Genomic DNA, 25,488 nt, shown 5'->3' with positions numbered 1-25,488 from the left:
GGGAAAGTATGGCAGTAACCATTAAAGATGTTGGTAAATTAGCAAATGTTTCTCCATCCACTGTTTCAAGGGTACTGGCGAATCATCCGAAAATAAGTGATGAAACAAAGCGCAAAGTCCGGGAAGCAATGGAGGAATTAGGATATCATCCAAACCTTCAAGCAAGAAGCTTAGTAGTTAAGAGCACGAAAACAATCGGAATTGTTATGCCGCATTCGACAGAAAGGGTGCTAGAAAACCCATTTTTTCCAGAAGTTTTAAGAGGTATTAGTTTGGAGGCAAGAAAAAGTCAGTTTGGCATTTATTTAACAACCGGAGCATCAGAAGAGGAAATATTGCAGGAAGTAATCGAGATGGTCCAGGGGAAAAGGGTAGATGGCATTATTCTATTATATAGTAAAACGAATGATAAAATTATGGATTATCTTTTACAAAATAAATTTCCCTTTACTGTTATTGGGAGGCCCTATCAAAATGCTGAAAGAATTACATTTGTGGATAACGATAATGTGTTTATTACGAAACAAATTACCGAGTACTTAATTCAATTAGGTCATCAGAAAATTGCCTTTATTGGAGCCAATATGGAAATGGTTTTTACGATTGACCGTTTGAAAGGTTTTAAACAAGCATTAAAGGAAAATGGAATTGCTTATCAAAAAGAGTTAATCATTTATGATAAGGAATTAGTGGATCGAACAAAAGAGAAGCTTACAGAGATTTTGAATTTGGAAAGCCGACCGACAGCGCTTGTTGTCTCCGATGATTTTATTGCCATTGAATTAATTAGCTATGCAGAGGAACTTTCCATATCTATTCCAGAAGATTTATCCATTGTTGCATTTAATAATATTTCAACTGGTAAGTATATGAAGCCTTCTTTAACAAGTGTGGATATTAATATTTTTCAGCTTGGTGTTGAAGCAACCAAGTGCTTACTCGATGATATTACGTATCCTAATGCTGTAACTAAGCGAATTACCGTACCTGCGAAAATGGTGGAAAGAAACTCTTGTTGTCGAGTAGCGGAATAAAACGACCTTTAATGTGGTAATAAAACAGAAATTAGATGTAGAAAGGGAGAAATTAGAGTGACTCAAAAGTGGTGGAAAGAGGCAGTAGCCTATCAGATTTATCCTAGAAGTTTCATGGATTCAAATGGAGATGGAATAGGGGATTTAAAAGGAATTATAACTAAATTAGATTATTTAAAAGAACTTGGGATTGATTGTATTTGGATTTGTCCAATGTATAAATCGCCAAATGATGATAATGGCTATGATATTAGTGATTATCAAGATATTATGGATGAGTTTGGAACAATGGATGATTTTGACTTGCTTCTATATGAAGTACATCAACGTGGAATGAAGTTAATTATTGATTTAGTAATTAATCATACAAGTGATGAGCATGAATGGTTTGTAGAATCTCGGTCTTCCTTAAATAATCCGAAAAGAGACTGGTATATTTGGAGAGATGGAGTAGATGGGAAAGAGCCGAATAACTGGGAAAGTATATTTGGAGGCTCTGCTTGGAAACTGGATGAGACAACTGGACAATATTTTATGCATATTTTTTCAACAAGACAGCCAGATTTAAATTGGGAAAATGAAGAAGTAAGAAAAGCTCTATACAATATGATTAATTGGTGGCTTGACAAAGGTATTGACGGTTTCCGAATTGACGCCATCAGTCATATTAAAAAAGAAGAAGGATTAAAAGATATGGATAATCCACTAGGCTTAGACTATGTCCCATCTTTTGATAAGCATATGAATGTAGAAGGAATTCAACCATTTTTAGAAGAGTTAAAGAATGAGACATTTGCAAAATATGATATTATGACAGTCGGAGAAGCCAATGGTGTAAAGGTAGAAGAAGCAGAGCTATGGGTTGGAGAAACAAAGGGAAAATTTAATATGGTTTTCCAATTTGAACATTTAGATTTATGGGATAACGAAAAAAATTATGGCGTCGATGTTATGGAATTGAAACAGGTTTTAAATAAATGGCAAAAAGGTTTAGAAAACAAGGGATGGAATGCTTTGTTTATTGAAAACCATGACAAAGCAAGATCTGTTTCCACATGGGGTAATGATAAGGAATATTGGAAAGAAAGTGCCAAGGCTTTAGGGATGATGTATTTCTTTATGCAAGGAACTCCATTCATTTATCAAGGTCAAGAAATAGGAATGACGAATGTTCAATTTCCAACGATTGAGGAATATGATGACGTGGCAACGAAAAACCTTTATAAATTGAAACGGGAAGAAGGATTTAGCCATAAGGAAGTGATGGAGATTATTTGGTCTACTAGCCGTGATAATTCCAGAACCCCAATGCAATGGTCTAGTGATGAATATGCTGGTTTTTCTGAACACAAGCCTTGGATGGGAATGAATCCAAACTATTTAGATATCAATGTGGAAAGTCAAAAGCAAGATCCAGATTCTATCTATCATTTTTATAAGAAGATGATAGATTTGAAAAAATCTGGTCCCATTTTAACATATGGAACCTTTGATTTAGTGGATGAAGAGAATAAACAGGTTTTTGCCTACACTCGGACCCTGGATGATAAAAAGATAGTGATCATTTCTAATTTATCAGCAGAAGAGGCAGTGTTTGAAAATCGTGTCGTCGAATTGGAGCATGAAAATTTACTGTTAGCAAATTACTCAGTTGAAGAACATGAGCCAACAACTTCCATTTCATTGAAACCATATGAAGCAAGAATGTATACTTGTAAATAAGAGATAGTTAAGAGAAAAGTGCATTCAAAAATCAGCAAATTGATTTTTGAAATGCACTTTTTGTATTGATTTGAAAAAATAAGTGCTGGATAGGGAACAAAGATCGAAGAAATTACCTAAAAGGAGGAGGAAATCAGCCAAAGAACAGAAATATCAGCCAAAAGGAGAGGGGAATCAGCCAAAGTGCTGAAATATCAGCCAAAAGAAGGGAGGAATCAGCCAAAGTGCTGAAATATCAGCCAAAAGAAGGGAGGAATCAGCCAAAGTGCAAAAATATCAGCCAAAAGGAGGGAGAAATCAGCCAAAGTGCCGAAATATCAGCCAAAAGGAGGGAGGAATCAGCCAACCTCCCAATATATCAACTAAAATTAAATTTCTCCTCCAAATTCCTTAAAGACAAACTATCTCTCTAAAGAAATTACTGCCAGCGTACACCGTGAGATACATATTAATTCCTTTTTATCATTCTCTACTTTAATTTCGTAAACCATACTGGATTTTCCTTGATGAATAACTGTAGCAGTTGCGGTTACAATTCCTTCTTTTACCGAGCGAATGTGGTTTGCGTTTATTTCTTGGCCAAACACCGCTTGTTTTTTGGCATCAATTAGACTAGCTGCTCCAACGCTTGCAGCAGTTTCCGCTAAAGCTACGGAAGCCCCGCCGTGTAGATAGCCGAAAGGTTGTTTTGTTCGTTCATCTACTGGCATTGTCGCAATGCATACCCCATTTTTAACTTCAACAATATTGATTCCTAGACTTTCCATAAGTGTATTTTTTATTGAGATATTTGGAAACATATTCTTATTCTCCATTAATTTTTTTCTTATTATAGCATAATCAATTAAAGGAGGAATTATTGCAATCCTAGTGCTGTTGATATCTCCCTTTTTGGCATGAAAATTTTGTGTTGACATAAAAATAAAAATAAAGTTAAAATGTTTAATAGTTAAACCCTTTAACTAAATAGATGTGGGGTGAATGTTATTAATCGAACAGAGATAAATCAGATTATTGATCGATATGTAAGTATAAATTTTTCTGTTAATCGTAAATTTGATCAGTTAATTAGACAGGAAATAGGAGATGTTCTAACAACAGAACAGCATTTTACGATGCGCCATATCAACAATGTCGAAGTATGTACATCTACAGAGCTTGCGATTGTGTTTGGGGTGAAAAAAAGTGCCATTACTCCTATCATCAACCGCTTAGTTGAAAAGGGATGGGTTGAGAGAACAAGAGATGAAAAGGATAGGCGTGTTATTTATTTAACTTTAACTTCAGCAGGAAAAGTAATATTTGGCGAGATGGAGAAAAAAATTCAAAGTGTGATTGTGTCTGTTATTTCGCAATTTGATCATACTGAAATTCAAAACTTTATAGACACGTATGCCAAGTTAGATAGATTAATTGAAGAAAAATAGAGAATAGAAGCTGGAGGGGAATAAAGTTGAATGCTATTTTAAAGGGAAAATGGTTTATTCTTGGAGCATGGATTATCGCTATAGTCGGTTTATTTTTAATAGCTCCAAATATGGGAGATTTAGTGAAGGAAAAAGGACAGATTACTATACCTGATGAATACTCTTCTTCTGAGGCTGGAAAAATTCTTGATGAAATTCAGAATCAGAAAAATGCAGGGGAACAGTCAACAGTGGCTTTAGTCTTTCATAATGATAAGAAGTTGACGGAAAAAGATATTGCGGAAGCGAAAAAAGCAGTGGATGCATTAGAAGCCAATAAGAAAAAGTTAGGAATTACAGATATACTTTCCTCGTTTGAAAAGGAGGAATTAAAGGACCAGTTGGTTTCAGATGATGGAAAAACCATCCTCACATCATTGACTATTAGTTGGAATGATAGAGAAGCGGAAGAGGTCAGCGACGCATTATATAAAACAATTGAAAAATATGATGTGGATCACTATTATACCAGCAACTGGATGATTGATCAGGATTTGGTAAATAGTTCTCAAGAGGGATTAAAGAAGACAGAAGGAATCACAGTTGTCTTCATTCTGGCTGTATTGTTAATTGTTTTTAGATCTGTAATTGCGCCATTTATTCCTTTAATTACAGTAGGACTTACATACTTAGCATCCCAATCTATTGTGTCTATTCTAGTAGATCAATTTAATTTCCCACTTTCCACGTATACACAAATTTTCTTGGTTGCTGTTCTCTTTGGAATAGGGACGGATTATTGTATTCTACTATTAAGTAGGTTTAAAGAGGAAATGATGCATCGGGAAAGTATTTGGGAATCGATAGTCGAAACGTACAAAAATGCGGGAAGAACAGTCTTTTTTAGCGGTATTGCGGTAATGATTGGGTTTGCTGCGATAGGATTTTCTAAATTTGTGCTTTATCAATCTGCTTCTGCCGTAGCAGTGGGGGTAGCTATTTTACTTATCGCCTTATTTACGGTTGTACCAATTTTTATGCTGTTATTAGGGAAGAAATTATTCTGGCCATCTAAAGGGTCGGCAGAGCATGGAGACAGCAAGATTTGGGAAGTGGCGGGTAATTTCTCTATAAAAAGACCGCTGCTATCCTTATTGGTTGTAGCATGTATTTGTGTTCCCTTCCTTGTTACCTATGATGGTGATATTTCTTTTAATTCTTTAGAAGAAATTGGGGATGATTATTCATCGATAAAAGCATTTAATGCAATTGCGGACAGCTTTGGACCAGGCGAGTCCATGACAACAACCGTAATTTTAAAAAATGATGACCAATTAGATACAATAGAGTATTTATCTTTAGCAGATACAATTACGAATGAATTAGCTAAAGTAGATTTGGTGGATAGAGTTCGGTCTGTAACGAGACCAATGGGAGACTCCATTGAAGATCTTTATATTTCTAATCAAGCGAAAACCTTAGAAGAAGGTTTGGGCCAAGGAAAAGAAGGAATTGATCAAATAAGTGAGGGGCTTCACAGTGCCGGAGATGAACTGCAAAAATCAGGACCACAGTTGAATGACGCAGCAGATGGGATTAATGGGCTCATTAAAGGAACAAATGATGTGAAATCTGGTTTGGGAGAAATTCAGTCTAACTTAGAAAAAATTGAACAAGGTATTCGCCAAGGTTCTGCTGGTTCTGATCAAATAAAGTCAGGATTACAACAGGCAAAAACAGGGGCAGAAGCACTGTTGAATGAGCATAATAAATTACAAACTGGATATAAAGAGGCAGAGAAAGGTCTATCTGCTATTCTCGGGGAATATCAAAAAATTAATTCAGGTTTAGAGCAATTGGCACAGGGGCTAAATAAAGTACCAAAAGAATCGTTTGGTTCTTTAGAAGGGACATATGCTGGATTAGCTGATAACCCAGCATATATAGGAATTAAAGCAGGATTTTTAGGAGCACAACAACAATTACCCGCAATTAATGCTGGTATCGATCAATTAAATACAGGGTTAGCTAAATTACAAACAGGAATGAGTAAAGCGAATGCAGGCTATGCAGAAATATTAAAAAATCAAGCAAATATTTCGGCTGGACTGGAGCAATTAATTGCTGGTATCGATCAACAGCAACAAGGATTAGACCAATTAGCAGATGGCCAAGGGCAGATTGTGAACAATATGCCTAAATTAACGAATGGATTAAGTAGTATTAATGAGGGACAGAAGCAATTACTAGATGGGTTTAGTGATATAGGTGGTCAGCTTGGCCAATTAACGGACGGATTAACACAAAGTGCTGAAGGATTAGATCAAGTTTCTGAAGGTTTAGGTTCTGCTACGGATTATTTATCTGGATTATCTAAAAACGAAACAAACAGTTTCTATATTCCAGATGAAGTATTAGCGAGTGATGAATTTAAAGGGGCATTAGATACGTACCTATCTCCAAATCGCAAAATCATGACATTTGACGTTGTATTCTCAGACAATCCATATTCAAATGAAGCAATTGATCAAATTGATAGGATAAAAGATAGAGTTGATCAAATAACAAAAGGAACCAAGCTTGAAAATGCGGAAATTGCTGTTTCCGGGATTACTAGTACCAATGCAGATCTTCGCACTATGTCCAATGCTGATTATACAAATACTGTTATTTGGATGATGATTGGGATTTCGATTGTTTTAATCTTTTTATTCCGGTCAATCATTATGCCGGCTTATATTATTGGATCGTTAATTTTAACATTCTATACAACGCTTGGAATAAATGAGGCAATCTACGTGAATCTGCTGGGCTATTCTGGGATCAGTTGGGCAGTACCATTCTTTGGATTTGTTATTTTAGTAGCTTTAGGTGTGGATTATAGTATTTTCCTTATGGATCGATTTAATGAATATAAGAATTTAACGATAAAAGATGCGATGTTAGAAGCGATGAAGAAGATGGGGACAGTCATCATTTCTGCAGCTATCATCTTAGGTGGAACATTTGCAGCGATGATGCCATCAGGAATGTTATCCCTATTACAGATAGCAAGCATTGTATTAGTTGGATTATTCCTATATGCATTTATCATTTTGCCATTGCTTATACCTGTTCTAGTAAAGAATTTTGGAGAAGCAAACTGGTGGCCATTTAAACGAATAAAGGATTAATAAGCAAGAGGAAGGCATTTAGGGTATATACTTAAAGCCTTCCTTTTCATATAGGCTATGATGTTGTTGTAAGTGGATGAAGGAAATCGGATTAAATGAAATTTTTCCTAGATAATGGAATTGAAATTAATCTGTGAAAAAAAACGTTTTTTCTTGTTATTTTTCATTTTTGGATTGATAATAAAGGATAAAGAAAAGATATTTTATAGTAGTTAGGTATTTTAAATCGTCAGGAGTCTTTTGCATGGAGATGTTGCTTCATTTTTTTCAAAAAAAAGCAGTAAAAAGATTTTTAATTTTGTTTTTAATTGGTTTAAGCCTTTATTTTGTACGTAGTATGATAAATCTCATTTTATTTACTTTTATATTTTCTTACCTAATGGATCGACTTGTTCAGTTTTTTACAAGCAAATTTGCGATAAAGCGATCAATTGCGGTTATTTTGCTATATTTTACTGTATTATTTTTGCTCATATATGGGATTTCCACCTATTTACCTGTTGTCATCCAGCAAATCTCGATTTTGGTTATCCAAATCACAGACTTTTATATGCAGCCACATGACAATGCAGTCTTGAATTTTATAGTAAATACAATAAATAATCTTAATGTAACGACCTATTTACATCAGGGCTTTACCTTTATATTTAAGTATTTTACAAATATATGGGGAAATCTGCTTCAAGTGTTTATGGCGATAGTATTAAGCCTATTCTTTTTGTTAGAAAAAGACAGATTACGGTTGTTTGCTACTCGTTTTCATACTAGTAAAATAGCACCAATTTACTTTGAATGTAAATATTTCTGTAAAAAATTTGTAGCAACCTTTGGAAAAGTAATAGAAGCACAATTTATTATTGCCATTATTAATTGTGTGTTAACGACAACTTCCTTGTATTTCTTAGGCTTTCCTCAATTATTTGGATTAGGTATTATGATTTTCTTACTGGGTTTAATACCAGTTGCCGGGGTTATTATTTCCTTTATTCCATTATGTATTATCGGTTATACGGTCGGAGGAATAACACATGTCATTTCAATTGTTATCTTAATTGTTGTAATTCATGCGCTTGAAGCATATATATTAAATCCTAAACTAATGTCTTCTAAGACCGATTTACCAGTTTTTTTCACATTCATTGTTTTAATATTTTCCGAACACTTCTTTGGAGTATGGGGATTAATTGTAGGTATTCCGATTTTTATATTCTTGTTAGATATATTAGAAGTGAAGAGTGAAAAACAACGAAAAGAATCCATAATAGAAAAATAAGTGGGTATAAAGAAAAAGTCATCTCCGGGGAGATGACTTTTTCTTTATAAATATTATTAAATAAACACAACAATGATAATGATAGCAAGCACAATACGATAGATCGCAAATGGTGTTAATTTAATTCGATCGATTAGCTTTAAAAAGAAGCGTATAGAAATTAATGCGAAAATAAATGCACTGATAAATCCAACGATAAAGAATGGGAGAGCAGCAGATGTAATGTATTCCCAATTATTTAGTAAAGAGATAAAGCTTGCACCAGCCATAATTGGTACTGCCATGATAAAGGTAAAGTCAGCTGCTACCCGGTGGCTTAGCCCCATAAGTACACCGCCAGATATCGTTGATCCAGATCTTGAAAAGCCTGGCCATAGGGCGATACATTGAAATAAACCAATGAAAAATGCTTGCTTATTTGTAATTTGATCCAAAGAAGTTGTGGTTGGTTTCTTCTTCTTTTGCGTAAAGTCTGCGATAATCATTAGGACTGCACCCACAATTAAAGCATATGCAACTGTTTCAAAATTAAATAGATGTTCATCTATGTAATCATCAAAAAGAAGTCCTAAAACACCAGCTGGAATTAACCCAATAAGAACTTGTACTAAGCTTAATTTATGTCCGACTACTTTTTCACCATTAATTGTTTTTTTCAAACCAAGAATATTTAAGAAACGATCTTTAAAGATAATTACTACTGCCAAAATCGACCCTAATTGAATAACAACTTTAAAGGTATTAGCTACTTCAGGTGAAAAAATCTCCCCTGACTTTAACCATAAATCATCGACTAGTATCATATGTCCAGTTGATGATACAGGTGCAAATTCCGTCAAACCTTCTACTATGCCCAAAATAAAGGCCACTATCAAATCCCATAACTTATCCAACATTTTTTCACTCCTATTTATCCATTCATTTCAAAATTATATTCTTACTCGAAAGCATACGCCTATCTATCATATCAAAAATTTAGCAAAAGCTGAATGCTATATTGAATATTAAATTAGACTTGGTTTCCTATTCCATTTTTCGGTATAAAAACACATAAAGTATAACGCAGAAAGAAATACAGAAGTTTCACTAATTAATATTAGCGAAAGAAATAAAAGAAGATATACTAGAAAGATAGAAAAAGATAGAGAGGAAGAATCATGAAATGGAACGAAAAGGAATCCTGTCTCTTGGCGATGCGTTTATCGATTATGTTTCACGATCGAGTGATAATAATTGTTTTGAAAGAAGTTTAGGGGGAGCTTCTGTGAACGTTGCTGTACATATCAGTAGATTTACTATTCCTAGTTTTTATCTTACAAAACTAGGAAGCGGAGAAGATAGCCAATTTGTCGAAAAGGAAATGTTAAAAGAAAAAATAAATCTTGAAGACAGCATTCGTACACCAACCAAGAAAATATCGAAAGTATATGTCCATTTAGATGCATCTGGAGAAAGATATTTTCATAAATATGAAAATGAAACGCCAAATGAAGTTGTATTAGAATCAGATCTTAAGGAATCATCTTTTGAAAATAAATCAATCTTTTATTTTGGTTCTGGGACACTCTTTCATCCAAGTGCAAGAGCAGCGACAAAGAAGGCGATTGAAATCGCAAAGGAAAAAGGCTTATTCATTGCTTTTGATGCAAATATTCGGATTAAAAGATGGAAAAATGAAGAGGAATGTAGACAAGTGATGATGGAATTTTTGTCTTTTGTAGATATTCTAAAAATGTCAAAAGAAGAACTTCTCTTTCTATTAGAGGTTCAATCGGTAGAGAAGGGCTTAGCAAATTTGGAGAAGTTCCAAATACCTCTCAAGCTAATTACTTTGGGCGAAAAGGGGGCAATTGGACTATTATACGAAGAAAAAGTCCAAATGGCTGGAAAGGTGGTAAAGGCAATAGATACGAATGGTTCAGGCGATGCGTTTATGGCAACGATTCTTGCATGTATTTATAAAAAGGGATTTCCAGCTTGCAAAAAAGAGATGGAGTCTTATATGGATCAAGCTAATCGGTTGGGGGCAATAGTAGCTACAAAGGCTGGTTCCTTGCCGATTCTTCCAGATTATCAAATGATTATGGGAAGAGCTGAATCACCATTGCCCTGTGAAAACGAAGTATAGGAGATAGGATTGCATAGATATTGCGTTGAATTTGAAAACTGGAAAAAGGCATGCTTTTTTCTATCAAGCATACTTACTTATAGAGAATTATTATATATCTAAGTAAGTATGCTTTTTTTTGTAACCTTTTTAAGTCTAAAGACGTAGATAAAAATAATACAAGAGTTTGTTTCCAGCCGGGGTTAAACTCTATATGATAACAAAGAGGAGTCCTAAAGATTATAACTTTTATTCGAAGGTGTTTACAAAAGAAGCCAGGATTAACAGCTTTTTCGATAAGTAAATATTAATGCGAAGGAGGGGTGTTTGTGTGACTGAAAGAAAGGTATATATTATTTTAACGGATACAGGCACTTTATTTACACGTTGTATTAAATTTTTTACAAGAAAGCCCCATAATCATGCATCTATTTCTTTTGATCCGCAATTAAATGAAGTTTATAGTTTTGGAAGAAGAAAGCCAAGCAATCCATTTATCGGTGGATTTGTGAAGGAAAATGTCCAGCATAGTTTTTTTCGAAACAGTAGGTGTATTATTTATTCCATTTCTGTTACGCAAACACAATATGAAAACATGAAGAAAAAAATTGAGCAGATGGAAAAAGAACAAAGAAATTATCGCTACAATTTACTTGGGCTTTTATTTATTTTACTAAAAATCCCATATAATCGTAAAAATGCTTATTTTTGTTCGCAATTTGTTGCATCGATTTTGCATGACAGTGGTGTCCTATTTTTTAATAAGCCTCCATGTTTAATGACCCCCTATGATTTATTAGATGAATATAAAATGCAAAAAGTCTATGAAGGGAAATTACATCAATACTCACTTGTTTTCAGAAAGCCGGCAGCCTAATGCATTTATTTTTATATAATTGGAAAAAAGTGACCGTTTAAAAGGTCGCTTTTTTTTGTATCAAATGGATATATTTCACATGGTTAATGTCAGAACTTTTGGTGAAAATAAAAAGGAGAATCAATGCTTTGACAAATGGTAATCCCCTATACTATGATAGCTATTGCTGACAAGTCTTATCGGAATAAGGAGGAATAATATGAGAAAATTTAGTATATTATTAAGTTTGTTGGTAAGTATTACCATTGTATTAGCTGCTTGTGGCAGCAATTCAGATAAGGGATCAAAAGATTCTGCAGATAAAAAAGCTGATAGCAACGCAGATTTATTGGCACAAATTAAAGATAAGGGCACATTAATAGTTGGTACGGAAGGTACATACCCTCCCTTTACTTTTCATGATAATTCTGGGAAGCTAACTGGATTTGATGTGGAAATTGCACAAGAAGTGGCAAAACGTTTAGGGGTGAAAGCTGAATTTAAGGAAACACAATGGGATGCCATGTTTGCAGGCCTTGATGCAAAGCGCTTTGATATGATTGCAAACCAAGTAGGGATTAATGATGAAAGAAAAGCGAAGTATACATTTTCTGATCCTTACATTTCTTCTGCTGCTGTTCTTATCACGAGAGAAGATTCAGATGTGAAAAGTTTTAAAGATATGAAAGGATTAAAGTCAGCACAATCATTAACAAGTAATTATGCGGAAATTGCCAAAACGAATGGTGCAGAGTTAGTTGGAGTGGATGGATTTAATCAAGCGATTGAACTTCTTAACGCCAAACGAGTAGATGTTACCGTTAATGATAAATTATCTTTCTTAGATTTTAAAAAGCAAAAGCCAGATGTAAAAGTTAAAATTGTCGATACTGCTGATGATGTAGCGCATAGTGGTTTAATGTTTAGACAAGGAAATGATACATTAGTTAAAGCGGTAAATAAAGCACTTAAAGAAATGATTGATGATGGTACGTATAAATCAATATCAGAGAAATGGTTCGGAGAAGATGTACTTAAATAGCATTTTTACTGACCCAGAAGCATTCCAACGATATTATGATATAGCAGTTAGTTCCCTTCTTCCTTTGGTGAAGGGGGCTATTTTATATACGATACCACTATCCATTATATCCTTTATTATTGGGATAATTTTAGCTGTATTAACCGCTTTAGCTAGATTATCCAGTATAAAAATTTTTCGGGCGATTGCTGGAATCTATGTTTCCATCATTCGCGGAACACCATTACTCGTACAGCTTTTTATTATTTTTTACGGGTTACCCAATGTTGGTATTACGCTCGAACCTTTTATAGCAGCTATTATAGGTTTTTCATTAAGTGTTGGAGCGTATGGATCGGAAATAGTCAGAGGATCCATTTTAAGTATTCCTAATGGTCAATGGGAAGCTGGCTATTCCATTGGGATGAGCTATGTTCAAAATTTAAAAAGAATTATTTTGCCACAGGCTGCACGTGTTTCGATTCCGCCATTGTCTAATACATTTATCAGTTTAATTAAAGATTCGTCTCTAGCAGCCTTAATTCTAGTAACAGAAATGTTTCGAAAGGCACAGGAAATCGCAAGTACGAATTATGAGTTCTTATTGCTATATTCAGAGGTAGCCCTATTGTATTGGCTTATTTGTTTCCCTCTTTCTATTATCCAGCAAGGACTGGAAAATCGATTCGGCCGTCACTTAAGTAAATAAAAAAGCTTCTATTAGGCAGGAAGACTAAAATAATCGATAGAGGAAGGAGCGAACATCATGATTTCAATTAAAGGGTTGTCTAAGCATTTTGGCGATTTACAAGTATTAAAGGACATAAATTTAGAAGTGGACAAAGGGAAAGTCATTGTTGTTATTGGTCCTTCTGGATCAGGAAAAACGACGATGCTTCGATGTTTAAACATATTAGAAATACCAACTAGTGGTCATATTACAATAGAGAATAAGCAATTGGATTTCTCGACGAAAGTAACGAAAAAGGCTATAACAGATTTTCGAAAATTAACAGGAATGGTTTTTCAAAGCTATAATCTTTTTCCCCATAAAACTGCCATTGAGAATGTGATGGAAGGTCCCATCACGGTGAAAAAGCAATCAAAAGAAAAGGCAAGCATGAAAGCGGCTGATTTACTAAATAAAGTAGGACTGGGTGATAAAATCGATTTTTACCCATTCCAACTGTCAGGTGGGCAGCAGCAGCGAGTCGGCATTGCCAGAGCACTTGCGATGGAACCAGAAGTAATGTTATTCGATGAACCAACATCTGCGTTGGATCCAGAGCTTGTTGGAGAAGTTTTAAAAGTAATAAAGCAACTTGCGAATGAAGGCATGACGATGATTATTGTTACCCATGAAATGAAATTTGCGAAAGAAGTTGCGGACGAAGTAATTTTCATGGATGGTGGCTATATTGTAGAGAAAGGCAGCCCGCATGAAATCTTCTCTGACCCTAAAGAAGCAAGAACACGGCAATTTCTTCAATTAATTCAATAAAAAAAGAGCTGGTCAGGAATTTCTCAAAAGCGAGAATTAATCTGAAACAGCTCTAAACAAAAGGGGGAATTACACTTTGTAGTATCATTGTGGTCCCCTTTTTCTTTTTTTATACATAAAAGACTAATTTATTTTTTTTTAATAAACTCAATGTTCGTCATGGATTTTCTTATGGATGACCTCTTCTTCTAATAAACTAATGAAAGCTACTAACACCCCTGAAATCAAGGAGGCAATAGTAAAAACGGTTAAACCAGTCAGTATATAAAAAAGAGTCGTCGCAAAGACAGTCAACAAACAGCAATAGATGATGGAGTTTACATATAAGGTGTTTTTCATTTAGAACCTTCTTTCCGCTAATCTTTATAATGTAGTATATGTCCGAATAATGAAATATACTACCGTTAAAAAGGCAAAAGGATGATTGCCCTTTTTTATTAATAAAGGGGATAAGCCCTCACTGATTTTATAAAAAAGCATATCTAATAAGTATAAAGAATAGCTTGTATCACCTTCTTAGAAGCTGAATACACAGCATATTCTTTATACCGTAACCCCATAACCTCCTCTCACTTTGGGTATAGCCGTACGTTTGGCTATACCCCTTTTTTTTGGAAAAGGATAAAAATTGCTTAAATACACTGTTTTTTGTAAAATAGGTATAAACAACTATTTAATTTATAACAATTTATTAATATTGGATATTAATAGGTCTTATTACATAATTGTTAAAGTTTTATCTTGGTATAAAAACAGCTATATATAACTATAGGGTAAGAAGGAGAATATATATGAAGAAACGAAGTATTTTTCGCAGTTTACGAACAAAAATGATTGTGATTATCTTTTTTGCTACATTATTTAGCACCATGGTATCCTTTAAGCTAAATGAGATGATTCTAGAAGCCGGCTTCTTCCCACAAGAATTCAGTATTTTTGTTAATACTGTCATTAATTTAATTTTTGTAACTGTTATTGTCGCATTATTTACACGGAGAATCATTATTTCTCCTCTGAAAAAATTATTGCATTCAACAAAGAAAATTACAGAAGGCGAATTAGATATTGAAATTCATAAAGCTTCTAATGATGAAATTGGCCAACTAACAGATGCGTTTATTTTGATGAAAGAATTTATTCGCAACTTAGTACAAAAAGTGAATGAAACATCTGAACAAATAAATGCTTCTGCCGAAAAGCTGACTGCTAATACAGTGGAAACAAACCATGTATCAGAGCAGATTTCAGCTGCCATTCAAAGTGTTGCTGCTGGTTCTGAAGAGCAGACAAAAGGAATGGATTTCATTGTTGATTCGGTTGCTGTTGTGAATAATGAAATTAAAGATATTGCGAAGAATACAGAAGAAATGGTGAAAAGCACTCATAATACTGTATTGAAAGCTAAAGAAGGACAAGCAGTTGTTGATAATACTGTAACGCAAATGAGTTTGATTCAAAATTCAGTGCAAGAATCGAATGACTCTATTGTATTATTACAAGAGCGTTCCCAGGAGATTGGTCAATTTTTAAATGTTATAACAGAAATTGCTGATCAGACAAATTTATTGGCATTAAATGCAGCCATCGAAGCTGCTAGGGCTGGCGAAGCAGGCAAAGGGTTTGCAGTAGTAGCAGAGGAAGTAAGGAAATTGGCAGAACAGTCCAATCAGTCCGCTGAGCAAATCGCTGTTCTGGTAAATGAAATTCAAAAAGATACTCTATCTTCTGTTAAAACAATGAAACGAGTGACAGAGGAAGTAAAAGACGGCATTGATATTACCAATGATACAAAAGAAAAGTTTACGATAATTTCGGAATCGATGTTATCCATGAGTCAGCAAATGGAAAGTATTTTAGAGGCTGCTCATAAAATTTCTACGAATATAGTAGAGGTTGCAGGTTCGGTAGATCAAGTTACTGGCATTGCCAAGGAAAACAGTCAAAATTCCATGAACGTGTCAGAAGCCTCTCAGGAACAACTGGCGGCAATGGAAGAAATCACTTCCTCCACTAAATCATTAGCTAAAATTGCAGACGATTTAGTGGAGTTGACAAAAACCATACATGTAGAAGGCTAAATAAGAGAGTGGTCAAAGTAGCAGTTAACATCCCAGAATATTTTCTGGGTGTGGAGCTAATTTGATCATTCTCTTTTTTTGGGGGAAAATAAAAAGAGTAAGTTATATGACATTTTAAACAGTTTTTTATTAATTTGGTTAAAGTTAGAAATGAAAATAAATAATTTTATAAAAATGATTGTCGAAAGTTGTTATTTCATGCAAATACAAATATAATGGAGAATTGTAAATGTGTGTGAATGACTCTATTTATTTAGGGGTAAATATAAATGGTGAAAAATGATTATTTCTGAATGGAAGAATGATAAGCTATTAAAAGTTTTACTGAACAAGGAGCAATGACAATATGTCCCCAAAAAATTCATCGAAAATAGATTATACACTTGTTCTAATATTAATGCTTCTATGTTTAACTAGCCTTATTGCTATATATGGAGCAAACTCATCCTATGTGTTAAAGCAAGTTATGTATTATGTAGTTGGTATAGGTATTATTATTGGCGTAATTCGTTTAGATTCGGATCAGTTGAAGAAACTGACCTGGTATCTGTATGCTTTTGGTCTATTCTTATTGGTAGTGCTTATATTCGCCCCATCCAGTATTGCCCGAGAAATTAATGGTGCCAAAAGTTGGTTCACTTTACCTGGTTTTTCTCTGCAGCCTTCTGAGTTTGTAAAGGTATTTTTAGTACTGGCACTATCAAGAATCATTGTAGATCATCAGGAAAAGTATATAGTAAAGACGATACAAAGTGACTTTTTTCTCTTATTTAAAATTGGAGCTGTAACGGTACCTCCACTTCTTCTTGTCATGAAGCAGCCAGATTTGGGAACCTCCTTAGTTTTTCTTGCTATTATGCTGGGGATGATTTTTATATCCGGTATTTCCTGGAAGATTTTAACGCCGATTTTTTCTAGTTTTGCTGTGATTGCAACAGCTGTCCTCTACCTTGTTATTTGGCATCCAGATTGGATTACCATGTATTTTGGAGTGAAGGAATATCAGATGGGAAGAATTTATTCCTGGTTAGATCCCTATACATACCAAAGTACAACGGGATATCACTTAACACAGTCTTTGCTTGCAATTGGTTCTGGCCAGACAACGGGAAAGGGTGTTGGCACAAGTGAAGTAGTGCTTCCGGAGAATCACACTGATTTTATTTTTAGTGTAGTCGGCGAAGAATTTGGCTTCATTGGAGCTAGTATTATTATTAGTTTATTTTTCTTGCTTATTTATCACATAACAAAAGTTGCCTTAGAAACAAAAAATACTTTTTATACTTGTATGAGCGTAGGGATTATTAGTATGCTTTGTTTTCATGTTTTCCAAAATATTGGGATGACGGTAGGAATTCTTCCTATTACAGGGATACCACTCCCTTTTATTAGCTATGGAGGTAGTTCCTTGATGGGAAATATGCTTTCGATGGGATTGATTTTTTCCATTCGATATCATTATAAAAAATATATGTTTTCTAGTGATGAATAACGGTTTTTATTTAACGACAAAAAGAGGCTGACAGGGAAGCAGCCTCTTTTTGTGTATTCTTTCTCGATTCTTTAAATGAGGGGGAAAGAAAAGGAAAGAATATCAATTATGGGAAGTTAATGATATTGATAATCATTATCATTAGGTGTACTCTTATAATAGAGCAACTCAATCACGTTGTCAATGAAAATCGAAGGGGGAATAGAAATTGGACGAGAAATTTCAAGAGGAGTTTGACGCCTTATTGAGTAATTATACGGAATTACTTCTTGGAGAAGAGAATGAGGAATTAAAGGAAAAAGTGCAAATATGGATGCTCTATACCTATATGTCCAAAAATATGCCAGGTTTAGTAAAACATTGGAATGCTAAATTCCCTGATGGGAAACAAACAATAGTTCAAATTATATCGGAAATAAAAAAAATGAATGAGATAAGAAAACAAAATCAAAAATAAAACATATGCTATAAAGAAAGCTGGACAAAGCGTAAAAAAACACCACCCATAACAATGTGTTTGGGTGGATAAAAAATGAGAGTTTTACTGAATAGTGGTGTTTCCATATGGAAATTGGTTACTGTATCCTTTGAATTGCTGATAAGATTGCTGGATTTTTTGTTGCTCAGCAGCTTCAAGCTTATACCATCCTTTTTGAAACATTAAATCATACAATTCTCTTTGCATATTTTGTGTTTCGGTAAAAATGGATAATAAATCTTGATAGAGTGTTTCATTACTAGCTTCGTTTAAAGCTGTTGAATAAGCATCAGTCATGTATTTTTCTGTTGAAAGCATGTCGTTAGTAAAATCGCGATCATTCATTTGCGGTGTTTTGGGAACCTGTGACTCAGGGTTTTGAATTGGCTTTTGTTGATCCATTTTCTTTGTCCTCCCTCATAAAATCATTGTTTTAGTAAGATGATTGCTTATTCAAAGTCCTTTACGAAGAAAAGGTGCTCATTCTACAAAAGGCATAGTCAACTAAAAAAGGTTTGGCAATCTCTTTAGCAGAATGAGCAAAATTGAATAAACAATCACTAATTTTTTTCGTTACTATCTATTGCTGTTGCTGTACCATTGGCTGACTATTAGTATCTAAGTGACTAAGTATTCTTTCATAATGATGCTGATGCATTTGTCCACATTTCTCAAGTTGAGATTTAATTGCCGGATCTTGGGCATTTTGTGCAAAAAAATGCGCTTTTTTCATTGCTAGTAAATTCCAAGAAAGCATATCTGTTAAGTAAAGGGAATCTTTGACTGTTACCATAACAGGTGGTTTCATCATCATCCCGTTAGGTTGTGTCATATTAGTTGGTTGCTGCTGCATCAAAATCGACCTCCTGTTAAACTATTGCTTTTTATATTGATTATTTTGACTGTTAACTTTTCCGCCACCATCTGTTTCAACTGTTGGACCAGCGTTACCTTTTACACTTGCCGCACTAACTCCTGCTTTAGAAGGGTTCTTCTTAAGACGAGCCATTTATTTATACACCTCCCTTTACTATTTCTTTACTAGCATTTCCTATTTTTCTTATTTAATGAGTACACGGCATGGAGAAAAAACGAATAATTTGACACAATTATTGTTAAAAATCACGTCACTTGGACGTACAAAGAGTAATGGAGCCTTTTTAAAGCCATTTGAAAACCATCAAATTTTAATACATTTTTCAAGGAGGATGCATGGTGAAAGAGATAAAATCAGCTGCGGTTATTGGTTCTGGAGTTATGGGGGCAGCGATTGCAGCACAATTTCTTAATGCAGGAATTTCTACGGTTCTGCTGGATATCGTGCCAACTAAGTTATTAACAGAAGAAATAGAAGCAGGACTTACATTAAAAGATAAGGTTGTGAGGAATCGATTTGGCAGGCTTGCTATTGAAAAAATGAAATCAGAATCCCCCAGCCCGCTTACATCTTTAAATAATTTAGCGCAACTAACAATTGGGAATCTAGAAGATGATTTTGCCTTATTAAAAGAATCAGATTGGATTGTGGAAGCAATTATTGAAGATATGCAAATAAAGAAGGAACTCTTTAAAAAGATAGATCAGTACCGTAAAAAAGGATCTATTATCAGCAGCAATACTTCTGGTATATCGATTAACCAGATGAAAGAAAATCTTTCTCCAGATTTTCAGGCCCATTTTTTAGGTACACACTTTTTTAACCCACCTCGTTATATTAAATTACTTGAAATTATTCCTACTAAAGTTACTGCCTCAAATGTTGTAAAAACAATCAGTCAATTTGCAGAAGAAGAATTAGGAAAGGTAGTAGTAAAAGCGAATGATACTCCTAACTTCATTGCAAATAGGATTGGTTCCTTTGCTTTTTTAAATATTGTAAAAGAAATGATAAAGGCAGACTTAACAATCGAAGAGGTTGATCAATTAACAGGTCCACTAATTGGTCGTCCAAAAAGTGCCACCTTTCATACGCTAGATATGGTTGGATTAGACACTTTTTATCAAGTTATTCATAATATGCAAGGAAAAATGAATGACACAGAAGAAATAGAGATGTACCAAATTCCTGTTTTATTAGAAGAAATGCTTAAGAAAAAAATGTTGGGCAGAAAGGTACAAAAGGGATTTTATCGAAAAACGGAAGAGGGGCTACAAGTTCTAGATTATCGTACATGGACGTATAAGAATTTGACTGGAATGAAAAAGAAAGCAGCGAAACAATCGCTTCCTCTATTTTTAGAACAAAAAAATCCAAAAGCACAATTTCTCTGGAAAGGAATTGCTCCATTTTTACTGTATTCAGCCAAAATGGTTGGGGAGATTTCCGATTCTATTTATGAGATAGATCAAGCTGTTCAGTCTGGATTTAATTGGAGAAATGGGCCGTTTCGTTTATGGGATGAACTATCACTAAAATCTACAGTAGAACGAATGGAAAAAGATTCACGAGAGATTCCTGGATGGATTAAAGAAATGTTGGATCAAGGATTTGAATCCTTTTATAAAGAGATTAATGGAGTAGAACATTATTACCATCAAGGCAACTATCTGCCTATTCCAAAAAGTGAGGACCAAATATGCATACAAGAATGGAAGAAGCAAAGAGGCGTGCTTCTTTCCAATAATGGAGCAAGTTTAATGGATATCGGAGACGGAGTATTATTACTGGAATTACACAGCTCCAATATGAGCATTGGCATGGATATTCTCGCGATGATTGATAAGGCGATCGAAAAAGTAGAGTCAGAAGCATATAAAGGGCTGATTATAGGCAGTGAAAAAAAGAACTTTAGTCTAGGGGCTAATTTAGCTTTAATGCTATTAGAAGCCCAAAATGAGGATATTGTAGAGCTGCAGATAGCCGTCCGCCGTTTTCAGCAAGCCATGAAGCGCATAAAATATTGCCAGAAGCCAGTGGTAGCTGCCCCTTATCAAAAAACATTGGGAGGAGGAGCAGAAATTTGTCTGGCGGCAGGTAAGGTGCAAGCATCGTTAGAAACGTATCTGGGACTAGTAGAAACAGGGGTAGGGCTTATCCCTGGCGGAGGCGGAACAACAGCCTTATATTGCAATAAGTGGCAGGGAAATCAACAACTTTTACCAGAGGAAATGCTGAAGCTTACTGTAGAAGTATTTCAGACCATTTTGACTGCTAAGGTAGCTGCCTCTGCGGTTCAAGCGAAAGAACTAGGCTTCTTAACAGAGAGAGATGGGATAACTAATAATGATCGATTTTTATTAAGAGATGCAAAAAGAGCAGTTCTACAATTAGCGGATGAAAAGTTTCAAGCGGCTAAAAAAGAAAAGATTATGGTTACAGGTAAAAAGGGTTATGACTTCTTAATGAAAGAAGTTGATAAACTTAAAAAAATAGGTTTTATCTCAGAATATGATGCCGAGATTGCCAGCAATCTTGCTACGGTTCTTACAGGTGGCAGTGTAGAATTTGGTACATTAGTGGAAGAGGACTATTTATTAGATTTAGAGAGAGAAGCGTTTATCCAATTAATACAAGAGCAGGAGACACAAAAAAGAATGCTTTATCTATTGCAAACAGGAAAACCATTAACGACGAAAAAGATATAATATTTTGATCATAAACATTAAGTGCTGGAAGAAAGGAAGGATAGGATTACTATGCAAAAGGGTGGAAGTTTTTTAACGGAACAGGTCACCACAGACGCAATTTTTACTCCAGAGGATTTTACAGAAGAGCATCAAATGATTGCAGAAATGACAAGTGAGTTTGTTCAGAAAAAAGTACTACCTCATTTGGCGGAGATGGAAAATCACCAATTTACAATAACAAAACAGCTGATGGAAGAGGCAGGGAATCTGGGTCTGTTAAGTTCAGATATTCCAGAACCGTATGGCGGTTTGGGTTTAGATAAAATCAGCACAGCCATTATTTCTGAAAGAATGTCTGTTGCAGGGGGATTTTCTGTAACCCATGGGGCTCATATAGGGATTGGTTCATTACCAATTGTTTTATTTGGAAATAAGAAGCAGAAGGAAAAATATTTACCGGATTTAGCCGTTGGTAAAAAAATCGCCTCCTATGCGTTAACGGAACCTTCAGCAGGATCTGATGCTCTTAGTATAAAAACAACTGCAGTCTTAAATAAGGAAGGCACGCACTATTCCCTTACTGGCGAAAAACAGTGGATTACTAATTCAGGAATTGCAGATGTCTTTATCGTCTATGCAAAAGTAAACTCAGAACATTTTACTGCGTTTATTGTAGAAAAAGACTTTCCAGGTGTTTCAATAGGGAAAGAAGAAAATAAATTAGGAATCAAGAGCTCTTCCACCTGCGCCGTTCGTTTTGATCATGTCGATGTACCAGTGGAAAACGTGCTAGGAGAGATCGGAAAAGGCCATTTAATCGCACTAAATATTTTAAATATTGGTCGCTATAAGCTTGGTCTGGGAGCAATTGGTGCTAGTAAAGAAGCATTAAAAAAGACGATTGCTTATACGGATAAGCGGATGCAATTCTCGGCTCCATTATCTCATTTTCCGCTTACGCTTGAAAAGTATGCAACAATGGCAGCATATATTTACGCGGCAGAAAGTAGTGTCTATCGTACAGCAGGATTACTGTCCTCAGCCATGGATGGAGTAGATGCAGATATAGAATGGACACTAATGGCGAAAATCATAAATGAATATGTTATAGAGTGCAGCTTAAATAAAATTTTTGCCTCAGAAGTATTAGATATGGTAGTAGATGAATGTGTGCAGCTCCATGGTGGCAATGGATTTATGGAAGATTATGATATTGCTAGAATGTATCGCGATTCGCGTATCAACCGCATTTTTGAAGGAACAAATGAAATTAATCGCTTATTAATTCCTCCTACCTTAGCTAAAAAGAGTTTAAAAGGAGAAATCCCATTGTTGGCACTAGCCAAAATGACGGAAAAGGAAATGCTCTCCTTCCTACCGAAAGAGCCGGATGATAAGCTGCTATCCCAAGAAAAAATGCTTCTTTCCAATACTAGAAAAATCAGTTATCTGCTATTTGGAATGATGTTGAAAAAATATAAAGAAAAATTGGAAGAGCAGCAAGAGATTATGGTCAATCTAGCAAATATTTTTAATGCTGTATTTGCAATGGATTCTTGTATTTTAAGAACAGAAAAGGCAATGGGGAAAAATGGGCAAGAAGAAAAACAAAAATTATTATATACCGAAATATATTGCCAAGAGGCCTTTCAACAAGTAATCACAGAGGCAATAGACACGTTAGCATATATGCTGAGCGGTGATGAACTAAGATTAGCACTATCTGTATTAAAGAAATATACAAGATACACACCAAAGCCAATCATTGCAAGGAAAAGAGAGGCTGCTAAACATTTATTAACAGCTGGAGAGTATCTTGGGTAAGGCGTAATCATAAATAGTCAAACAGGTTCTTCTGGAATAAACGAATCAGAAGAACCCTCTTTTTAGTCAATCGATTGAGGGATTCATCTAGTTTGATTCTGTCGTAATCTATCCTGCTTAAAGAAATAGCTGAAAAATGCAAGAAAGGAAATAACAGTTGGCACAAGTGGGCACTGATTGAAGTTTTACTTTATATCAAATTGTGATAATATTTAGTTGAATGTTTCAAAATACATAGATTATGGGTGATGGAATGAAAGTTACTTTTTATTGGTATCCAAAATGCTCAACTTGTCGCAAGGCGAAAAAGTGGCTGGATGAAAATCATGTGTCATATGAAGAAGTACATATTGTGGACAATCCTCCTTCTCGTGCGTTATTAGAGGATTTGTATAAAAAAAGTGGCCTTGAATTAAAGAAATTCTTCAATACTTCAGGTCAGAAATACAGAGATCTTGGATTAAAGGATAAAATAAAGGAAGCGTCGGATGAGGAATTACTAGATTTGCTTGCTTCTGATGGCATGTTAATTAAACGCCCTTTAACTACAGATGGAAATAAAGTAACATTAGGCTTTAAAGAAGAGATGTTTAAAGAAAGTTGGGCTTAAGCGACCTGCTTTTTTTAATAGTAACTCTGTTTAACAGAGTAAAAATGATAAATACGGAGGGGTTATAATGGCAGTACCAAAGGATTTGCGATATTCAAAAGAACATGAATGGGTAAAAGTTGAAGGAGATAACGCACGTGTAGGGATTACATATTTTGCACAATCTGAATTAGGCGATATCGTATTTGTTGAACTACCAGAAGTAGGCGATGAAGTAACAGCAAATGAACCTTTTGGAAGTGTAGAATCTGTTAAGACAGTTTCTGAATTATATGCTCCTATCAGCGGAAAAGTAGTTGAAGTAAATGAAGAGCTTAGTGACAATCCAGAATTTGTGAACGAATCTCCTTATGAAAAAGCATGGATGGTTGTTATTGAGCCAAGTGATAAAGCGGATATTGACGCGCTTATGTCAGCAGAGCAGTATGAAGAAATGACAAATGAAGGCTAATTTAATGTAGAGACCGGGATAAAGATATTTCAACCACCTATTAATCCAAACAAGTATACGGAGATGCTAATAAAAATTTTCGTATACTTGTTTGGTTTTTTTAATTTTTAGGAGAATATAAAGGGGCGATATGTCTATCTATCACCGATATATACCAGAAAACCTACTTCTTTCTCTTCCTGTTTGAATATGTTAAAGTAAATGAAATAACTCCTTTAGGTGATCAATATGAAAAAAGTAATCATTGTTGAAGGCAAATCAGACAAACAAAAAGTAGAGAAGATTGTGCGTGAACCAGTCGATATTATTTGTACGAATGGAACAATTGGAGTTTCAAAGCTGGATGAATTACTAGACGAGCTAATGGATAAAGATGTGTATATCTTAGTGGATGCAGATAAGTCAGGAGATAAGATAAGAAAACAGTTTAAACGAGAACTTCCTGAAGCAGAATTCCTTTATATAGATCGCAAATATAAAGAAGTTGCTGCCTCTCCTGAATGTCACTTAGCAACCCTATTATTACAAGCTGATATTGAGATTGAAGCAAAATATTTAGATACAAGGATGAATGGATTATGATAGATTGGAACCTCGATCAATGGGAGAAACAAGTAAAGGATAGAGATGCTGCCTTTCTTTACTTGTATACTCCTCTTTGCGGTACGTGTATGGTTGCGTCAAAAATGTTGACAGTATTGCATACAATGAAGCCAGAGTTGAATTTAGGAAAAATGGATTTAAATTATGCCCCCGGTTTAGCAGCAAAATATGAGGTAGAAAGTGTTCCCTGTCTAGTTATTATGGAAAAGGGGGAGTTAAAAGAAAAAGTATATCGCTTTGAATCAGTCCCTCATTTAGTAGAAGTTATCCATAACTATATAAAATAAGCAGG

25 protein-coding genes are annotated in these 25,488 nt (G+C 34.7%); 19 read left to right on the top strand and 6 right to left on the bottom strand.

Translation table 11 applies throughout. The features are described 5' to 3' along the window. Positions 1-8 precede the first annotated feature (8 nt). Together NSQ89_RS16670 and NSQ89_RS16665 are read left to right on the top strand one after the other, a co-directional pair. Complete coding sequence (locus NSQ89_RS16670; RefSeq protein ID WP_047942299.1) at positions 9-1,034, top strand: LacI family DNA-binding transcriptional regulator; 1,026 nt, start codon at positions 9-11, stop codon at positions 1,032-1,034. A 57-nt stretch (positions 1,035-1,091) separates the two neighbouring features. After that, positions 1,092-2,756, top strand: a complete 1,665-nt coding sequence (locus NSQ89_RS16665) for a glycoside hydrolase family 13 protein (protein ID WP_095259298.1) — start codon at positions 1,092-1,094, stop codon at positions 2,754-2,756. A gap of 401 nt (positions 2,757-3,157) precedes the next feature. On the opposite strand, the gene NSQ89_RS16660 is transcribed toward NSQ89_RS16665, so the two are convergent. Then, positions 3,158-3,556, bottom strand: coding sequence for a hotdog fold thioesterase (locus NSQ89_RS16660; protein WP_082138328.1), 399 nt, complete (start codon positions 3,554-3,556; stop codon positions 3,158-3,160). 177 nt (positions 3,557-3,733) lie between these two features. Here NSQ89_RS16660 and NSQ89_RS16655 point away from each other — a divergent pair, with 177 nt between their 5' ends. The 3 genes from NSQ89_RS16655 to NSQ89_RS16645 all read left to right on the top strand — a co-directional run bounded on the left by NSQ89_RS16655 (position 3,734) and on the right by NSQ89_RS16645 (position 8,608). Continuing rightward, complete coding sequence (locus NSQ89_RS16655; RefSeq protein WP_082138327.1) at positions 3,734-4,183, top strand: MarR family winged helix-turn-helix transcriptional regulator; 450 nt, start codon at positions 3,734-3,736, stop codon at positions 4,181-4,183. 26 nt (positions 4,184-4,209) lie between these two features. Further along, on the top strand, positions 4,210-7,335 hold the full coding sequence (locus NSQ89_RS16650) for an MMPL family transporter (protein ID WP_047942296.1): 3,126 nt from the start codon (positions 4,210-4,212) through the stop codon (positions 7,333-7,335). Positions 7,336-7,579: 244 nt separating this feature from the next. After that, entirely contained in the window at positions 7,580-8,608 is a 1,029-nt protein-coding gene (locus NSQ89_RS16645; RefSeq protein WP_047942295.1) for an AI-2E family transporter, read from the top strand. A gap of 56 nt (positions 8,609-8,664) precedes the next feature. On the opposite strand, the gene NSQ89_RS16640 is transcribed toward NSQ89_RS16645, so the two are convergent. Beyond that, positions 8,665-9,504, bottom strand: a complete 840-nt coding sequence (locus NSQ89_RS16640; RefSeq protein WP_047942294.1) for an undecaprenyl-diphosphate phosphatase — start codon at positions 9,502-9,504, stop codon at positions 8,665-8,667. A gap of 266 nt (positions 9,505-9,770) precedes the next feature. Between NSQ89_RS16640 and NSQ89_RS16635 the strand changes: the two genes are divergently transcribed. The 5 genes from NSQ89_RS16635 to NSQ89_RS16615 all read left to right on the top strand — a co-directional run bounded on the left by NSQ89_RS16635 (position 9,771) and on the right by NSQ89_RS16615 (position 14,093). Then, complete coding sequence (locus NSQ89_RS16635) at positions 9,771-10,736, top strand: carbohydrate kinase family protein (protein ID WP_047942293.1); 966 nt, start codon at positions 9,771-9,773, stop codon at positions 10,734-10,736. A 310-nt stretch (positions 10,737-11,046) separates the two neighbouring features. Beyond that, the gene (locus NSQ89_RS16630; RefSeq protein ID WP_047942291.1) at positions 11,047-11,592 is read left to right on the top strand and encodes a hypothetical protein; all 546 of its coding nucleotides are present in this window, start codon (positions 11,047-11,049) and stop codon (positions 11,590-11,592) included. A 199-nt stretch (positions 11,593-11,791) separates the two neighbouring features. Then, the gene (locus tag NSQ89_RS16625) at positions 11,792-12,613 is read left to right on the top strand and encodes an amino acid ABC transporter substrate-binding protein (protein WP_047942290.1); all 822 of its coding nucleotides are present in this window, start codon (positions 11,792-11,794) and stop codon (positions 12,611-12,613) included. Further along, positions 12,600-13,301: an amino acid ABC transporter permease gene (locus tag NSQ89_RS16620; protein WP_095320544.1), complete on the top strand. Its 702-nt coding sequence runs from the start codon at positions 12,600-12,602 to the stop codon at positions 13,299-13,301. The genes NSQ89_RS16625 and NSQ89_RS16620 overlap by 14 nt, the downstream gene beginning before the upstream one ends. A gap of 57 nt (positions 13,302-13,358) precedes the next feature. Further along, complete coding sequence (locus NSQ89_RS16615; protein ID WP_047942286.1) at positions 13,359-14,093, top strand: amino acid ABC transporter ATP-binding protein; 735 nt, start codon at positions 13,359-13,361, stop codon at positions 14,091-14,093. Positions 14,094-14,240: 147 nt separating this feature from the next. Here NSQ89_RS16615 and NSQ89_RS16610 read toward each other — a convergent pair whose 3' ends face one another. Beyond that, positions 14,241-14,432, bottom strand: a complete 192-nt coding sequence (locus NSQ89_RS16610; protein WP_141231662.1) for a hypothetical protein — start codon at positions 14,430-14,432, stop codon at positions 14,241-14,243. A gap of 452 nt (positions 14,433-14,884) precedes the next feature. Between NSQ89_RS16610 and NSQ89_RS16605 the strand changes: the two genes are divergently transcribed. The 3 genes from NSQ89_RS16605 (at position 14,885) to NSQ89_RS16595 (ending at position 18,120) form a co-directional block, all read left to right on the top strand. After that, positions 14,885-16,171 (top strand): methyl-accepting chemotaxis protein, encoded by a 1,287-nt coding sequence (locus tag NSQ89_RS16605; RefSeq protein ID WP_341132931.1) that lies wholly within the window; start codon positions 14,885-14,887, stop codon positions 16,169-16,171. A gap of 346 nt (positions 16,172-16,517) precedes the next feature. Continuing rightward, positions 16,518-17,663: a rod shape-determining protein RodA gene (gene rodA, locus NSQ89_RS16600; RefSeq protein ID WP_047942284.1), complete on the top strand. Its 1,146-nt coding sequence runs from the start codon at positions 16,518-16,520 to the stop codon at positions 17,661-17,663. 208 nt (positions 17,664-17,871) lie between these two features. Continuing rightward, positions 17,872-18,120, top strand: coding sequence for a DUF2573 family protein (locus tag NSQ89_RS16595; RefSeq protein WP_047942283.1), 249 nt, complete (start codon positions 17,872-17,874; stop codon positions 18,118-18,120). 84 nt (positions 18,121-18,204) lie between these two features. Here the strand turns inward: NSQ89_RS16595 and NSQ89_RS16590 are convergent, their stop codons facing one another. The 3 genes from NSQ89_RS16590 to NSQ89_RS16580 form a co-directional block, all read right to left on the bottom strand. Beyond that, positions 18,205-18,543, bottom strand: a complete 339-nt coding sequence (locus NSQ89_RS16590) for a spore coat protein (RefSeq protein WP_047942282.1) — start codon at positions 18,541-18,543, stop codon at positions 18,205-18,207. Positions 18,544-18,721: 178 nt separating this feature from the next. Beyond that, on the bottom strand, positions 18,722-18,994 hold the full coding sequence (locus NSQ89_RS16585) for a hypothetical protein (RefSeq protein ID WP_047942281.1): 273 nt from the start codon (positions 18,992-18,994) through the stop codon (positions 18,722-18,724). Between the two features lie 21 nt (positions 18,995-19,015). Beyond that, on the bottom strand, positions 19,016-19,150 hold the full coding sequence (locus NSQ89_RS16580; protein ID WP_082138326.1) for a YuzL family protein: 135 nt from the start codon (positions 19,148-19,150) through the stop codon (positions 19,016-19,018). Positions 19,151-19,353: 203 nt separating this feature from the next. On the opposite strand from NSQ89_RS16580, the gene NSQ89_RS16575 reads away from it, so the two are divergent. From NSQ89_RS16575 to NSQ89_RS16550, 6 genes are all read left to right on the top strand, one after another. Continuing rightward, on the top strand, positions 19,354-21,726 hold the full coding sequence (locus NSQ89_RS16575) for a 3-hydroxyacyl-CoA dehydrogenase/enoyl-CoA hydratase family protein (RefSeq protein WP_341132930.1): 2,373 nt from the start codon (positions 19,354-19,356) through the stop codon (positions 21,724-21,726). A 51-nt stretch (positions 21,727-21,777) separates the two neighbouring features. Further along, positions 21,778-23,532, top strand: coding sequence for an acyl-CoA dehydrogenase family protein (locus NSQ89_RS16570; protein ID WP_047942279.1), 1,755 nt, complete (start codon positions 21,778-21,780; stop codon positions 23,530-23,532). Positions 23,533-23,785: 253 nt separating this feature from the next. Continuing rightward, the gene (locus tag NSQ89_RS16565) at positions 23,786-24,142 is read left to right on the top strand and encodes an arsenate reductase family protein (protein ID WP_047942278.1); all 357 of its coding nucleotides are present in this window, start codon (positions 23,786-23,788) and stop codon (positions 24,140-24,142) included. Between the two features lie 67 nt (positions 24,143-24,209). Further along, positions 24,210-24,593 carry a glycine cleavage system protein GcvH gene (gcvH, locus tag NSQ89_RS16560; protein WP_047942277.1) on the top strand — a complete coding sequence of 128 codons (384 nt, stop codon included), beginning with the start codon at positions 24,210-24,212 and terminating at the stop codon, positions 24,591-24,593. A gap of 228 nt (positions 24,594-24,821) precedes the next feature. Beyond that, positions 24,822-25,175 (top strand): toprim domain-containing protein, encoded by a 354-nt coding sequence (locus NSQ89_RS16555; protein WP_082138325.1) that lies wholly within the window; start codon positions 24,822-24,824, stop codon positions 25,173-25,175. After that, a complete protein-coding gene (locus tag NSQ89_RS16550) occupies positions 25,172-25,483 on the top strand; it encodes a thioredoxin family protein (RefSeq protein ID WP_144581279.1) in 312 nt (103 codons plus the stop codon). The genes NSQ89_RS16555 and NSQ89_RS16550 overlap by 4 nt, the downstream gene beginning before the upstream one ends. The last annotated feature ends 5 nt before the right edge of the window (positions 25,484-25,488 follow it).

Source organism: Niallia sp. FSL R7-0648, assembly GCF_038007005.1.
Lineage (GTDB): Bacteria > Bacillota > Bacilli > Bacillales > Cytobacillaceae > Niallia > Niallia circulans.
Note: the sequence above shows the minus strand (reverse complement) of the source record. Positions and strands in the feature narration are given on the sequence as shown.

Excerpts from the sequence above, each read along its gene's own strand:
- NSQ89_RS16645 (WP_047942295.1), top strand. The coding sequence starts at position 7,580 with ATGGAGATGTTGCTTCATTTTTTTCAAAAAAAAGCAGTAAAAAGATTT.
- NSQ89_RS16605 (WP_341132931.1), top strand. The coding sequence starts at position 14,885 with ATGAAGAAACGAAGTATTTTTCGCAGTTTACGAACAAAAATGATTGTG.
- NSQ89_RS16640 (WP_047942294.1), bottom strand. The coding sequence starts at position 9,504 with ATGTTGGATAAGTTATGGGATTTGATAGTGGCCTTTATTTTGGGCATA.
- NSQ89_RS16625 (WP_047942290.1), top strand. The coding sequence starts at position 11,792 with ATGAGAAAATTTAGTATATTATTAAGTTTGTTGGTAAGTATTACCATT.
- NSQ89_RS16620 (WP_095320544.1), top strand. The coding sequence starts at position 12,600 with ATGTACTTAAATAGCATTTTTACTGACCCAGAAGCATTCCAACGATAT.
- gcvH (WP_047942277.1), top strand. The coding sequence starts at position 24,210 with ATGGCAGTACCAAAGGATTTGCGATATTCAAAAGAACATGAATGGGTA.
- NSQ89_RS16585 (WP_047942281.1), bottom strand. The coding sequence starts at position 18,994 with ATGCAGCAGCAACCAACTAATATGACACAACCTAACGGGATGATGATG.
- NSQ89_RS16660 (WP_082138328.1), bottom strand. The coding sequence starts at position 3,556 with ATGTTTCCAAATATCTCAATAAAAAATACACTTATGGAAAGTCTAGGA.
- NSQ89_RS16610 (WP_141231662.1), bottom strand. The coding sequence starts at position 14,432 with ATGAAAAACACCTTATATGTAAACTCCATCATCTATTGCTGTTTGTTG.
- NSQ89_RS16555 (WP_082138325.1), top strand. The coding sequence starts at position 24,822 with ATGAAAAAAGTAATCATTGTTGAAGGCAAATCAGACAAACAAAAAGTA.
- NSQ89_RS16580 (WP_082138326.1), bottom strand. The coding sequence starts at position 19,150 with ATGGCTCGTCTTAAGAAGAACCCTTCTAAAGCAGGAGTTAGTGCGGCA.
- NSQ89_RS16550 (WP_144581279.1), top strand. The coding sequence starts at position 25,172 with ATGATAGATTGGAACCTCGATCAATGGGAGAAACAAGTAAAGGATAGA.
- NSQ89_RS16590 (WP_047942282.1), bottom strand. The coding sequence starts at position 18,543 with ATGGATCAACAAAAGCCAATTCAAAACCCTGAGTCACAGGTTCCCAAA.
- NSQ89_RS16575 (WP_341132930.1), top strand. The coding sequence starts at position 19,354 with ATGGTGAAAGAGATAAAATCAGCTGCGGTTATTGGTTCTGGAGTTATG.
- NSQ89_RS16615 (WP_047942286.1), top strand. The coding sequence starts at position 13,359 with ATGATTTCAATTAAAGGGTTGTCTAAGCATTTTGGCGATTTACAAGTA.
- NSQ89_RS16670 (WP_047942299.1), top strand. The coding sequence starts at position 9 with ATGGCAGTAACCATTAAAGATGTTGGTAAATTAGCAAATGTTTCTCCA.
- NSQ89_RS16565 (WP_047942278.1), top strand. The coding sequence starts at position 23,786 with ATGAAAGTTACTTTTTATTGGTATCCAAAATGCTCAACTTGTCGCAAG.
- NSQ89_RS16635 (WP_047942293.1), top strand. The coding sequence starts at position 9,771 with ATGGAACGAAAAGGAATCCTGTCTCTTGGCGATGCGTTTATCGATTAT.
- NSQ89_RS16570 (WP_047942279.1), top strand. The coding sequence starts at position 21,778 with ATGCAAAAGGGTGGAAGTTTTTTAACGGAACAGGTCACCACAGACGCA.
- rodA (WP_047942284.1), top strand. The coding sequence starts at position 16,518 with ATGTCCCCAAAAAATTCATCGAAAATAGATTATACACTTGTTCTAATA.